Annotated in this window: 12 protein-coding genes and 6 tRNA genes; 3 read left to right on the top strand and 15 right to left on the bottom strand. The window is 56.3% G+C overall.

All coding sequences use genetic code 11. From position 1 onward, the window contains the following. Positions 1-58: 58 nt before the first annotated feature. From CJU81_RS18900 to CJU81_RS18875, 6 genes are all read right to left on the bottom strand, one after another. Positions 59-134 (bottom strand) — tRNA-Gly (locus tag CJU81_RS18900). A 5-nt stretch (positions 135-139) separates the two neighbouring features. Next, a tRNA-Glu gene (locus CJU81_RS18895) sits at positions 140-215 on the bottom strand. A gap of 101 nt (positions 216-316) precedes the next feature. Then, positions 317-392: transfer RNA gene (locus tag CJU81_RS18890), tRNA-Gly, on the bottom strand. Between the two features lie 5 nt (positions 393-397). Next, positions 398-473: transfer RNA gene (locus CJU81_RS18885), tRNA-Glu, on the bottom strand. Between the two features lie 101 nt (positions 474-574). Further along, positions 575-650 (bottom strand) — tRNA-Gly (locus CJU81_RS18880). A gap of 2 nt (positions 651-652) precedes the next feature. After that, positions 653-728: transfer RNA gene (locus CJU81_RS18875), tRNA-Glu, on the bottom strand. A 331-nt stretch (positions 729-1,059) separates the two neighbouring features. On the opposite strand from CJU81_RS18875, the gene CJU81_RS18870 reads away from it, so the two are divergent. After that, positions 1,060-1,818: a hypothetical protein gene (locus CJU81_RS18870; RefSeq protein ID WP_095037825.1), complete on the top strand. Its 759-nt coding sequence runs from the start codon at positions 1,060-1,062 to the stop codon at positions 1,816-1,818. A gap of 233 nt (positions 1,819-2,051) precedes the next feature. Here CJU81_RS18870 and CJU81_RS18865 read toward each other — a convergent pair whose 3' ends face one another. Then, positions 2,052-2,396: a YggL family protein gene (locus tag CJU81_RS18865; RefSeq protein WP_095030658.1), complete on the bottom strand. Its 345-nt coding sequence runs from the start codon at positions 2,394-2,396 to the stop codon at positions 2,052-2,054. Positions 2,397-2,629: 233 nt separating this feature from the next. Between CJU81_RS18865 and dacB the strand changes: the two genes are divergently transcribed. Next, positions 2,630-4,096, top strand: a complete 1,467-nt coding sequence (gene dacB / locus CJU81_RS18860; protein WP_095037824.1) for a D-alanyl-D-alanine carboxypeptidase/D-alanyl-D-alanine endopeptidase — start codon at positions 2,630-2,632, stop codon at positions 4,094-4,096. 192 nt (positions 4,097-4,288) lie between these two features. On the opposite strand, the gene rlmKL is transcribed toward dacB, so the two are convergent. Beyond that, complete coding sequence (gene rlmKL / locus CJU81_RS18855) at positions 4,289-6,559, bottom strand: bifunctional 23S rRNA (guanine(2069)-N(7))-methyltransferase RlmK/23S rRNA (guanine(2445)-N(2))-methyltransferase RlmL (protein ID WP_095030656.1); 2,271 nt, start codon at positions 6,557-6,559, stop codon at positions 4,289-4,291. Positions 6,560-7,100: 541 nt separating this feature from the next. Here rlmKL and rmf point away from each other — a divergent pair. Beyond that, complete coding sequence (gene rmf / locus CJU81_RS18845) at positions 7,101-7,316, top strand: ribosome modulation factor (protein ID WP_095003125.1); 216 nt, start codon at positions 7,101-7,103, stop codon at positions 7,314-7,316. 129 nt (positions 7,317-7,445) lie between these two features. Here the strand turns inward: rmf and CJU81_RS18840 are convergent, their stop codons facing one another. The 7 genes from CJU81_RS18840 to rraA form a co-directional block, all read right to left on the bottom strand. After that, the gene (locus CJU81_RS18840) at positions 7,446-8,471 is read right to left on the bottom strand and encodes a quinone-dependent dihydroorotate dehydrogenase (RefSeq protein ID WP_095037822.1); all 1,026 of its coding nucleotides are present in this window, start codon (positions 8,469-8,471) and stop codon (positions 7,446-7,448) included. Between the two features lie 121 nt (positions 8,472-8,592). Beyond that, positions 8,593-9,567, bottom strand: coding sequence for an OmpA family protein (locus CJU81_RS18835; protein WP_016779915.1), 975 nt, complete (start codon positions 9,565-9,567; stop codon positions 8,593-8,595). A gap of 106 nt (positions 9,568-9,673) precedes the next feature. Further along, positions 9,674-10,264, bottom strand: coding sequence for an RNA polymerase sigma factor SigX (gene sigX / locus CJU81_RS18830; protein ID WP_029611289.1), 591 nt, complete (start codon positions 10,262-10,264; stop codon positions 9,674-9,676). A 92-nt stretch (positions 10,265-10,356) separates the two neighbouring features. Further along, positions 10,357-11,181 (bottom strand): mechanosensitive ion channel family protein, encoded by an 825-nt coding sequence (locus CJU81_RS18825; RefSeq protein WP_095003122.1) that lies wholly within the window; start codon positions 11,179-11,181, stop codon positions 10,357-10,359. A 2-nt stretch (positions 11,182-11,183) separates the two neighbouring features. Further along, positions 11,184-11,429 carry a CrfX protein gene (locus tag CJU81_RS18820; protein WP_095003121.1) on the bottom strand — a complete coding sequence of 82 codons (246 nt, stop codon included), beginning with the start codon at positions 11,427-11,429 and terminating at the stop codon, positions 11,184-11,186. Between the two features lie 63 nt (positions 11,430-11,492). Next, positions 11,493-12,488 (bottom strand): CorA family divalent cation transporter, encoded by a 996-nt coding sequence (locus CJU81_RS18815; protein WP_095037821.1) that lies wholly within the window; start codon positions 12,486-12,488, stop codon positions 11,493-11,495. 24 nt (positions 12,489-12,512) lie between these two features. Beyond that, positions 12,513-13,004, bottom strand: a complete 492-nt coding sequence (rraA, locus tag CJU81_RS18810; RefSeq protein WP_095030652.1) for a ribonuclease E activity regulator RraA — start codon at positions 13,002-13,004, stop codon at positions 12,513-12,515. Between the last annotated feature and the right edge of the window lie 90 nt (positions 13,005-13,094).

Here is a 13,094-nt window from a genome sequence, read left to right as displayed (position 1 = left end):
GCACGAAGGCTGCTTTCTGTGTGTTTTTTGAAACTGCGTAGCTCCAAAAAACAAAATTTGGAGCGGGAAACGAGACTCGAACTCGCGACCCCGACCTTGGCAAGGTCGTGCTCTACCAACTGAGCTATTCCCGCAATAATGGCGTCCCCTAGGGGACTCGAACCCCTGTTACCGCCGTGAAAGGGCGGTGTCCTAGGCCACTAGACGAAGGGGACGTTGCCCGAAATGCACACGTACATTTCAGTGCCAGATCACTAACAAACGTTAGTCTCTTGGCTTTCACTCAACTTCGCCCGAGAGCAAAGCTGCTTAAAAATGGAGCGGGAAACGAGACTCGAACTCGCGACCCCGACCTTGGCAAGGTCGTGCTCTACCAACTGAGCTATTCCCGCAATAATGGCGTCCCCTAGGGGACTCGAACCCCTGTTACCGCCGTGAAAGGGCGGTGTCCTAGGCCACTAGACGAAGGGGACGTTGCCCGAAATGCACACGTACATTTCAGTGCCAGATCACTAACAAACGTTAGTCTCTTGGCTTTCACTCAACTTCGCCCGAGAGCAAAGCTGCTTAAAAATGGAGCGGGAAACGAGACTCGAACTCGCGACCCCGACCTTGGCAAGGTCGTGCTCTACCAACTGAGCTATTCCCGCAATGGCGTCCCCTAGGGGACTCGAACCCCTGTTACCGCCGTGAAAGGGCGGTGTCCTAGGCCACTAGACGAAGGGGACACACTACAACTTCACTGGTTACATGCGTTTGGCTGTTTGCTTTACGCTGCAATTGGCGCGCATTCTAGGGATGGATTGGAAGGTCGTCAACCCCAATATGAAAATATATTGAAATCAATGACTTCCCCCCTCTTAAGACGTTTTCCTACTGAGTCTTAAGGCAAGCTCCTAGCGCCTATATTCCGGCCCCCTACAAGGGGTTATGATTGCCCAAACTCAGTGATGGCAGTTCGCTGCCCCGTCGATCTTCAGCCTCTATATAGCCAGGCACTGCGACTTCACCGAATCAACGCATCCACACCCAGAAGAGGTTTTAACGTTGACGCCCACCATGATTGCCCTGCTTGTCGTCGTCGGGATCGCCCTGTTGATCGCCATCGTTTACATAAACCATGTAGTGGAAAACAACAAACTGGAGAAAGCCCGCCTCAGGGTCGAGCTCAACGATCGCATCCGTCGTTGCAGCGAGGTTAACGAGACCTTTCCCGGCCAACTGATGTCCCCTGCCCTCAAGCTGCTGCTTACCCGCCTTGAACTCAATGCCACACAGCGCCTGTTAATGCTGGATAAATCCAGCGCGGCATTAAAGGCGCAAGTGGCCGAACTCGGCGGCCTGATTGCCAAGGGAGAGTCGATCCCTGTCAACAACCCGCCCAACCCCATCACGAGCGAGGCCATGGCCAAGGACGTGCGCTTCTTGCTGGAAACCCTGCACGGCCAGATTACCCGTGCTGCGCAAGATGGTTTTCTGCCTACTAATGAAGCCAAGCAATGGCTTAAAGAGATTCGTCACTTGCTGGTCGTGGTGCATATCGAGTTCTTCAACAATCTGGGCAAGCTCGCCTTACAGAAAAACCAGCCGGCCCAGGCCCGCCTGGCTTTCGAGCGCGCCGTGCAGTATTTGCGCAAACAGCCGGTGCCGGCCATGTACAACGCCCCGCTGAAGGATTTTGAAGCACAGCTGGCACGCGCCAACGCACAGGTGCAAAGCGCACTTGCGCCGAACACCGGCGAAGAGAACGAGCTGACTGAAGGCTTGAAAACCGACGAAGCCGATGCGGACTGGAAAAAGAAGTCGATTTACGACTGAGCCCCTCATATCAAGAGGCGAGAGCGAAATTGCTCGCGATGGCATCACCGCATGCTCCCTGGAGACCGCGCTGCCTGCATCGCGAGCAAGCCCGCTCCCACAACATGACGCCCACGGCAAATCACACGAAAAAAACGTGGGCACTGAGGTTAAGAAATTCGTTGCAATACCCGGGACGGGTCAGAGGGCGTAACACACAAAGGCAGCCGCTCGGGCTGCCTTTGCGTTTGACGTCAGGCTACCGGATTGATTTCTTTTTCCGGGTACCACACGTCCAGCAGCGGGCTGACTTCAACGGTGGTCAGCTCTGGACGCGCTTTGAGCCAGGCTTCAACAGCAGCACGCTGCTCTTCGGTGACCGAGCCGCGCTTCTGCAGGCAAACCAGACCGTAGTCGTCGCCGCCAACATAACCCAGACCGTTAGCTTCCATGGCTTCTGCCAGGAAAGCTGCCAGGAATGCATCGATAGCCTCTTCCGACAGGTCTTCTTTGAAATCCAGGTTCAGCTCAAAACCCAACTCCTGAAATTCATCAACGCACAGTTTTTTGCGCAGACGCTGGGAACGATTAGTAGCCATTGAACAATCCTCTTAAGTAATAACGGGCGGCACTTTAGCAGCTTCGGCCGCCCGGCGCCCGGTTCCGTGTGAACGGTTCATCGTTTTCTATACTTTATCCACCAAACCCTGTAACAGGTGGATGCACAACCCCGACAACCTTGGGGCATAATGCCAACACGTTTATGACCATTGAGGGAACTTTTCATCATGCCCTCGTATTTTTTCCCCTCGCCTGCAGGGTTTTACTTCATATGATCAAATCTTTACGGCCACTGCTTCTCGCCAGCTTTTTTCTGCCACTGGCCTTCGGCGCCAACGCCGCCCCCGTCAATACCACCCTCACACCAAAAGTTCAGCAAGCGCTCAAAACCAACAAGCTGGGCGACGACGCCCTGTCGCTGGTTCTGCTGCCACTCAGCGGCCCCGGCATTCCAACCGTTTACAACGCCGATGTGTCTATGAACCCGGCCTCTACCATGAAACTGGTGACCACCTATGCGGCCCTGGAAATGCTCGGCCCGACCCATCAGTGGAAAACCGAGTTCTACACTGACGGCACGCTCAACAACGGCATTCTGCAAGGCAACCTGTACCTCAAGGGCGGCGGCGACCCCAAGCTCAATATGGAAAAGCTCTGGCTGTTGATGCGCGACCTGCGCGCCAATGGCGTGCAGCAGATCACCGGCGACCTGGTGCTCGATCGCAACTTCTTCAATCAGCCGCAACTGCCGGTGTTCAACGATGACGGCAATGACAAGAACAAGCCGTTCCTGGTCAAGCCCGACTCGCTGATGGTCAACCTCAAGGCCCTGCGTTTCGTGGCGCGCAACGATGGCGGAAAAGTCCTGATCTCGGTTGAACCACCGATTGCCAGCATCAAGATCGATAACCAGGTCAAAGCCGTCAACGCCAAACAATGCACCGGCGATGTGCGCTATAACCCGGTCACACAAGCTGACGGCACTGTGATTGTCACCGTCAGCGGGCAACTGGCTGACGGCTGCAACTCGCAGACTTATCTGTCCCTGCTTGATCACGCGACCTACACCGCTGGCGCCGTACGCGCCATCTGGAAAGAACTGGGCGGCAGCATCCAGGGCCAAGACCGCCAGGCCAGCGTGCCAAAAGGCGCCAAGTTGCTGGCCCGCTCCTTCTCGCCAGACCTGGCCGAGATCATTCGCGACATCAACAAGTACAGTAACAACACCATGGCCCAGCAGTTGTTCCTGAGCCTGGGCGCGCAGTTCCGCAACGACGCCGACGGTGACGACGCCAAGGCCGCACAGCGCGTAGTGCGCCAGTGGCTGGCGAAAAAAGGCATCACTGCGCCGCACCTGGTCATGGAAAACGGTTCCGGCCTGTCCCGTGCAGAGCGCGTTAGCGCACGTGAAATGGCGCAAATGCTCCAGGCTGCCTGGAAAAGCCCCTACGCTGCAGAATTCATCAGTTCCATGCCCATTGCCGGTAAAGACGGCACCATGCGCAAACGCCTGAAAACCACGGCCATGAACGGCCAGGCACATATCAAGACCGGCACGCTGAACACCGTACGGGCTATTTCCGGCTTTAGTCGTGACATCAACGGCAATACCTGGGCAGTGGTCGCCATCCTCAACGATCCACGCCCGTGGGGCGCCTCGGCAATTCTCGATCAGGTGCTGCTCGACCTGTATCGCCAGCCGCAAATTCCTAACAGTGCGGTATCCATCGCTCAGTAGGGCATTTGCCAGGCAATAAAAAACGCCCCTGATCTTACGATCAGGGGCGTTTTTTTATGGGAGCAACTGTCTTGAGAACAGCTCGACTCTGTGGGAGCGGGCTTGCTCGCGATGCAGGCGACACGGTTATTTAGGTAAACCGCGGCGACACCATCGCGAGCAAGCCCGCTCCCACCACTCCAGCATCAACCTTTACCGGGCCATGATTTTCCACGCACGGTGGATTTTGCTGTTGCGGGCAAAGTCCGGGTCGATGGTGCTGGCGGTGATTTCTTCGACCGAATAACGCGCTTCCAGATGCTCATCCAGAATGAACTTGCGGAAGTTGTTCGAGAAGTACAGCACGCCACCCGGCGCCAGACGGGCCATGGCCAGATCCAGCAAATGCACGTGATCGCGCTGCACATCGAAGATGCCTTCCATGCGCTTGGAGTTGGAGAAAGTCGGCGGATCGATAAAGATCAGGTCGTATTCTTCGCGACAGGTATCCAGCCACACCATCACATCGCTCTGCTCCAGACGGTTCTTGTCAGAAAAACCGTTCAGGGACAGGTTGCGCCGCGCCCAGTCCAGATAGGTTTTCGACAGGTCAACGCTGGTGGTGCTGCGCGCACCGCCCTTGGCCGCATGGACGCTGGCCGTTGCGGTGTAGCAGTACAGATTGAGGAAGCGCTTGCCAGCGGCCTCTTTCTGGATGCGCATGCGCATTGGGCGGTGATCCAGGAACAGACCGGTGTCCAGGTAGTCGGTAAGGTTGACCAGCAGCTTCACGCCACCTTCGTTAACCTCGGTAAACTTGCCCTGGGCACTTTGACGCTCGTACTGCTTGGTGCCGCTCTGACGCTCACGGCGCTTGACGATTACCCGGCTCTTGTCGATGTTCAGCGCCTGCGGAATGGCCGCCAGTGCATCGAACATACGCTCCGAAGCTTTTACCGGATCGATGGATTTGGGTGCTGCGTACTCCTGGACGTGAACCCAGTCGTGATACAGGTCGATCGCCATCGAGTACTCAGGCATGTCGGCGTCGTAGACACGATAACAATCGATGCCTTCGCGCTTGACCCACTTGCTCAGCGCTTTGACGTTCTTTTGCAGACGGTTGGCAAACATCTGCCCGCCTTCGCTCAAGCGCGGCTGCTCGATCACCACGGGGGCCGGTTTGATCGGGTTACCGTTCTTGTTGAACTTCTCGTACTTGGTCGGCGCTTCGATGTTGGAAGGCAGATCGGACTCGGCCTGCTCGCGCTCAGCCTGACGCTGCTCGGGGGTACGGCGCTCGCCGGTAACGAACTGATCCGGCACCACCTTGATCAACAACAGCTTGCACGGCAAGGCGCCGTTCCAGAACGAATACTGCTTGTGGCTGCGGATACCCATGCGCTTGCCCAGATCCGGAGCACCGGTAAACACCGCGGCCTCCCAGTTCAGACAGGCCTGACGCAGACGCTCGCCGAGGTTCTGGTAGAGGTAGAGCAGGCTCGCCTCATCACCCAGACGCTCGCCGTACGGCGGGTTGCAGATCACCAGGCCTTTCTGGTTCTGGTCCGGACGCGGCTCGAAGGTCGCCACTTCGCCCTGGTAGATCTTGATCCAGTGGCTCAGGCCCGCACGCTCGATGTTGTTGCGCGCTGGCTGGATCAGGCGCGGATCGGCTTCATAGCCGCGAATCCACAGCGGTGGCTTGGCCATGCCGATCTCGGCACGCTCGGTGGCTTCGTCGTGAAGTTTTTTCCAGATGGCCGGAATGTGACCGAGCCAGGCATCGAAGCCCCAATGGATACGATTGAGGTTCGGCGCCATATCGGCGGCGATCATCGCACCTTCGACAAGGAACGTACCCACACCGCACATCGGGTCAGCCAGGGCAGCGCCTTCGGCGGCCATACGTGGCCAGCCCGCACGAATCAGGATGGCTGCCGCGAGGTTTTCCTTCAGCGGGGCTGCACCCTGCTGCAGACGGTAGCCACGCTGGTGCAGGCTGCTGCCCGACAGATCCAGCGACAGAATGGCTTCGCCACGGTCCAGACGCAGGTGAATGCGCATGTCGGGGCTGATCTTGTCGATCGAAGGGCGCTCACCGCTCGGCGTGCGCAGTTTGTCGACAATGGCGTCCTTTACCTTCAACGCACCAAAGTGGGTGTTGTCGATACCCGAACCGTGACCGCTGAATTCAACGGCCAGGGTGCCATCCGGGACCATATGGTCCTGCCACTCAACATCCAGCACACCGTGATACAGGTCTTCAGCGTCCTTCATCGGGAAGCGCTTGAGTACCAGCAACACCCGGTTGGCGAGGCGCGACCACAGGCACAGGCGGTAGGCCGTCTCCATGGTTGCCATGCCACGAATGGCCGAGGTGTGCTCGCGGGCTTCCTCAAGACCAAGGCCGGTGGCCTCTTCGAGAAGCAGGCCTTCAAGGCCTTTGGGGCAGGTAAGGAAGAGTTCGTAACGATCCGACATGGGATTCCTGGGCTATTAGCTATCAGCGAGAAGGCGACGCATCGCCCGCTCCGTTTTCAATCAAGCGCTTTTCTTGAAGAGCGCTCGCGTGGCACGAAACTGTGCCGTTCCACCGAGGCGATCACTCATGCCCTGAGGCATGGAGAGTTTAGACGCCTGGGCAGGTCATTCATCTGGAAACAACAGGTCATATACAGACCCTTCGTCGAATAGTCCCCCAGCAAAACAGACGGGTATTCGCGACGAGGAATGAAACGCATCCTCTTTGCAAACACTCGGCCTATCAGGCTTTGGTCGTATTCATGAGCCAAAAAGCGACCTTACTTATGGCCTTAACACCATTATCGTTACGTCCTTATGACAAAACGATCATTCACACGCCTTGGCGCATTGGTTAGAACTCAACTCAGGTTACGGCCGCACAGGCCATAACAAAATGCTCGCCACGCCGGCAGCGAGCACACCAACGGCAGAACACTCTGCCCCGACCTCAGGAAGGTCGACGCTAAATAAAACAGTCAACAAGTGAGGGCAATACCCTATGAGAAGACTTAAGCGTGATCCGTTGGAAAAAGCGTTCCTACGCGGATATCAATACGGTGTTAACGGAAAATCCCGCGAGCTTTGCCCTTTTACTCTACCGTCGGTACGCCAAGCCTGGATTAACGGCTGGCGCGAAGGACGCGGCGACAACTGGGACGGTATGACAGGCACTGCGGGCATCCACAGACTCAACGAACTTCACGCCGTCGGCTAACTCTGGGCAAATCCGACATCACCTCGAAGCTGTACCGACTCAACCTTGCCGTCCTATCCAGGCGGCGGGCTCAGGCCCAGGGGCTCCTTAATGGAGCCCTTTTTATTGCCTGCGGGTTTTCGCCGCGACTCAGGTGCGCGCCAAAGCAGAAATGGCGTCAACCGACTCACGAATCAAGGCCGGGCCCTTGTAGATAAAACCCGAGTAGATTTGCACCAGGCTGGCGCCCGCAGCGATTTTCTCAGCAGCGTGCTTGCCCTCGGTAATCCCGCCTGCAGCGATGATCGGCATGCGGCCCGCCAACTCGCCAGCCAGCACCTTGACGGTGTGGGTGCTTTTCTCGCGTACCGGAGCACCGGACAAGCCACCCGCCTCGTCGCCATGCTCCATACCTTCAACGCCTACACGACTGAGGGTGGTGTTGGTGGCGATAACCGCGTCCATACCCGTCTCAAGCAGCGCCTGAGCCACGAGCACGGTTTCTTCATCTGTCATGTCAGGGGCGATCTTGATCGCCAGCGGTACGCGCTTACCGTGGCGCTGAGTCAGTTCGTTCTGACGCAGTTGCAGGGCTTCGAGCAATTGCTTAAGCGAATCACCGAATTGAAGGCTGCGCAAACCCGGGGTGTTAGGCGAGCTGACGTTTACAGTCACGTAGCTGGCGTGCTCATACACCTTGTCCAGGCAGATCAGGTAATCATCGACCGCACGCTCAACCGGCGTGTCGAAGTTCTTGCCGATGTTGATACCCAGGATACCGCTGTACCTGGCTGCCTGAACCCGCGTAAGCAGATGATCAACGCCAAGGTTGTTGAACCCCATGCGGTTGATGATCGCTTGTGCTTCAGGCAGTCGGAAAATACGTGGTTTGGGATTGCCCGGCTGAGGACGCGGCGTCACGGTGCCTATCTCAACGAAGCCAAAACCCAGCTGTGCAAAGCCATCAATGGCCGCACCATTTTTGTCCAGACCTGCGGCCAGGCCGACCGGGTTCGGAAAATCCAGCCCCATCACCGTCACTGGCAGCCTTGCCGGCGCCTTGCACAACAAACCATTAAGCCCGAGACGGCCACCTGCGCCGATCAAGTCCAGGGACAGGTCGTGAGAGGTTTCAGGGGAGAGTTTGAAGAGCAACTGGCGGGCCAGGTTATACATGGGCTGATTGAACTCAAAGGGTTGCTTGAAGAGAGCGCGATTATAGCTGCGCGCTTCGCTAAATCACAGGCAAAGAAAAACCCGGCCGGAGCCGGGTTTTTCTGAACAGCCTAGCTAAAAATTACTTAGCTTCTGCTTGAACGGTAGCTTCTACGCGACGGTTCAGAGCACGGCCTTCTTCAGTTGCGTTGCTTGCAACTGGGTTGGCTTCGCCGTGGCCAACTGCGTCTACACGGTTGGCTGCAACACCTTGGTTAACCAGGGCTGCACGAACAGCGTCAGCACGACGCTGCGACAGTTTCTGGTTGTAGGCGTCTGGACCGATGCTGTCAGTGTAACCAGCAACAGTGGTAGTGGTCGCAGGGTACTGCTTCATGAAATCAGCAACGTTGTTGATGTCAGGCATGTACTGCGATTTAACAACCGACTTGTCGAAGTCGAATTTCACGTCAAGTTCAACGCGAACAACTTCAGCGATCGGAGCTTCTGGTTCTGCTTCAACTGGTGCTGGAGCTGGAACTGGAGCAGGAGCGACTTTACCGCCGTTACCGCCGAAGTTCACACCCAGACCAACGGTAGGAGCGTAGTCCCACTTGCCGTTGTCCAGTTTGTAGTCAGCTTCAACGCCAGCACGGGCGAACAGGTTGTCAGTGATGTACCACTTAACACCAGCGCCTGCAGTCAGGAAAGTCGACTTGTCGCGACCGCTGTGGCCGTCAGCCTCAACGTTGGTCATGCTCTTGTGAGCAACACCACCGGAAACGTATGGACGCAGAGCGTCGCCTACGGTGCCGAAGTGGTACTGAGCGTTCAGACCAAAGTTGTCGCCTTTGATTTTCTGGTGGCCAGTGCCGTCATTCGAACGGGTGTGGTTGGTAGTGTCGTAGGTCAGGTTCAACGAAACGTCGTCGGTCAGGAAGTAACCGATCGATGCGCCTGGGTTGTAACCGTCTTCTACGTGCTTGACGCTGTCGTTGTACTGTTTTTTGTAGAACAGTTCACCCTCGACCGCGCCTTGGCCTTGTGCCAGGGCACCGAACGAAGTTGCGGCTACAAAGGAACCAATGGCAATGCCCAAGGTGTTTTTCAGTTTCATCCGTTAAATCCCCATCTGGTGATTGTAAAGCAGTCCCACATACCGGGGGACAACTCGGCGGCAAGTCTATCAGACCTTGCCTAGACGTAGAGCCATTTGCGCTGAACTAAGTTTCAGCAATGCCTGCAAATTTCTCACGCAATTTATCAAGAGCACGCTTGTAACGCATTTTCGTCGCACTCAAACCCATATGCATTATGTCCGCGATTTCCTGAAATTCCAGTTCTGCGACAAAACGCAGCACAAGAATCTCGCGATCAATCGGATTTACATGCACCAGCCAGCGATCAAGCCCGCCCTTTTCCTCAGGTTTCGGCGCCTTTTCTTCGGACGCTTCCTCGAGGGGGTCAATGCTTAATGCGTCCATCAAGCGACGCTTTCGCCGTTCCTTTCGATACTGTGTAATGCATTCGTTGTAAGTGATGCTATATAGCCATGTCTTGAATTTCGATTTCCCTTCGAAATTTTTCAAACCGTACAGCACTTTTAGCATGACTTCCTGACAGACATCATCAGCGTCCCTATCGTTCCCTAAATACCTTGAACAAACGTTGAACAAAGTACGTTGATAGCGCCGCATTAGCTCTTCATAAGCTCGCGTCACGTGAAACAACTCATCATGCGAGCGCGCCACCAGCTCCTCATCAGAGAGTTCGCGGGGGTCATAACGCATGGATAGCGATTGGGCTTTATTCAAAACGAGTTGTGCCAACAGTCAGGTCAATGTCCGCCGCAGCCTGATAAATCATGGCTTTTTTGCGGCGGCGTACATTAGCAGGGTTTGCCGCCTTAGCGGCTGGTTACGTGCTGCTCCAGCAAGATCCGGTTCGAGATGGAGACTAGCTCACCCTCATCGGTCAGCAACGTGGTTTTAACCGTGCCAATTTCTTCGATCTGCCCTTCAACCTCGCCAATCCGCACTTCCTGGCCAACCTGATACAGCTCACGCACATAGATCCCGGCCAGTATCTGCCCTGCGATTTCCCGGCTGCCCAGCCCCATTGCCAGAGCAATAGCCAGACCAACGGTAATCAACACAATAACAATCACATGGTTCAGCAGGTCGGTTTTGACCTCAAGCTGGCTGATGGCCACGGAGATACTGATGATGATGACCAGCCCCTGGGTCACTCTGCCCAGCCCGCCGGCATAATCAAAGCCCACGCTCTCGGCAGCGCCACGCACCAGGCCGTTGAGCACCTGGGCCAGCAACACACCTGCCAGCAGAACCAGCAGCGCACCAAAGACCTTGGGCAGATACACCGTCAACAGATCCAGCGCGGATGACACACGATCCAGGCCCAGAGACTGCGCCGCTGAAACCAGGAATACCAGCAACACAAACCAGTAAACAATCTTGCCGATCAGGGTCGAGATCGGCACCTGGATGCCCACCCGCGCCAGAATCTTGGTCAGCCCGGTACCGCCCATCAGGCGATCAAGGCCCAGCTTGGCGAGCAGCTTGGACAGCAAGGCGTCGAGCAGTTTGGCAACCACGAAGCCCAGCAGTACCACAACCAACGCGCCGAAGAGGTTGGGAATAAAGTTGGCAATCTTGGTCCACAAGGCAGTCATTGCCGCGACCAGGCTTTGGGTCCAGACATTCAATTCCATGTTCAATCAGCCTTATCAACAGGGCGAGCAGCAGATTTGCGCCGCGAAACGGGCGCAATATGAGCCGAACCGCTATTCAAAGCAATCATCAGTGCTTGCATCCAGCGGCCCAGCAAGCTGAAAAGATCTCCCGCACCGACCTGGCGGTTGGCGGTTTTCAGCACGCGGCCCAGGCACGCATCGTCGTCCCGGTTGGACGGCTCGGCCTTGAGCATTTCACGTAAGGACTGTTCAAACGGATCGTGCATAAGCACCTCTCGGTAAGTCAGTAAAAGACGAAGGGACATTTGCCGGGGTCACATTCAACCCGGTCACAGCCACTGCAAACGACGGTAAAACCACCATTGCCCCGCCCCGATAACCAGCATCACACCGCAGGTAATGGCAAAGCCATATGAGTCATCGGAGAACGGCACGCCCCCCACATTGATGCCCAGCAAACCGGTAATGAAGGTGATCGGCAGAAAGATTCCCGTCAGCACGCCAAAGCGATACATGATGCGGCTCATGCGCACGTTCAAACGCCGGTCTTCAGACTCGAGCACCAGCCCCACACGCTCGCGGGTCAGCTCCAGCTCTTCCAGATAACGGGTCAGGCTGTTGTTCAGTTCGTTCCAGTAGTCAGCATCATCGGCGCTGAACCAGGGTAATTTGATACGCGTGAGCTGACCGAAAATATCCCTCTGTGGTGCAAGAAAACGACGCAAGGCGGCTGCCCTGCGACGAACCTGCAAAATCGAGTTGTGATCCGGGGTATACCGTTCGTCGGCATCTATCTTGTCTTCTTCATCATCGACGATTTCAGACAGTTCACCGATCAAATCCTGCACCTTCAGGGTCAGGTGCTGGGCCAGATAAAGGATCAGTTCCGAGGTGTTCTTTGGGCCTTCGCCCTGGGAAAATTCACCAAGCAGCTCATCCGTGGCCCGCAACGGGCGCATGCGCAGTGAAATAAGCCGCTGCGCGCTGCCAAAAATACGCAGCGAGACCATGTCTTCGGGCTCTGCACCGGGGTTCAGATTGACCCCGCGCATGAACAGCAGCAGCTCATTGGCAGGCAAAGGGACCAAACGCGGACGGGTATTCTCTTCGAGCAGCAGGTCACAGCTGAAATCACTCAAGCCGCTCGATTCACGCAGCCAGTTCTGGGTTTGAGGATGGCTGCGATCCCAGTGCAGCCAAATGCTTTCGTGGGCCTGCAACTGCAGATCGTTCAGTTCGGTACGCGCAATTTCACGCGCCCCGCCCTCACCGTCCAGCACCAGTGCATGCACCAGCCCCCATTGTGCGTTTACGTCCTCGTACATCCGTGATCCTTAGTGGTAATGCGTTTAGTCAGGCATTTTCAGAGCAGTTGGCGAGATAATAACGCCGTTGTTGTCCGCGTAAATGAATTCTCCGGGACGGAACGTGACACCTGCGAACGTGACCGGCACGTTAACATCACCCACTCCGCGGCGGTTGCTCTTGAGCGGGTGACTGGCCAAAGCCTGGACGCCAAGATCGGTTTGCGCGAGCACATCGACATCGCGAATACAGCCGTAGATAACAATGCCTTCCCAGCCATTTTTCGCCGCCCTGTCCGCAATCATGTCGCCCAGCAAGGCATGGCGCAGAGAACCGCCACCGTCAACCACCAGCACTTTGCCTTCACCGTTGAGTTCAGCCTGCTCCTTGACCCGCGAATTGTCTTCGAAACACTTGATGGTCACGATCTCGCCACCAAAGGAGTCGCGCCCGCCGAAGTTGCTGAACATGGGCTCAAGCACCTGCACCAGCTCAGGGTAGGCATCGCACAGATCGGGGGTGATGTAGTGATTCACGGGAAAGCTCCTGTTCAGGGTGGGCACATCAGTGAAAATAACGTTAGCACTATGGTTATAGACGCTTTGGTGATGGCTGGCTTTAAAAGT

Source organism: Pseudomonas fragi (assembly GCF_002269505.1).
Taxonomy (GTDB): Bacteria; Pseudomonadota; Gammaproteobacteria; order Pseudomonadales; family Pseudomonadaceae; genus Aquipseudomonas; species Aquipseudomonas fragi_D.
The sequence above is the reverse complement of the archived record's forward strand: the minus strand, read 5'-3'. Positions and strand labels throughout refer to the sequence as shown.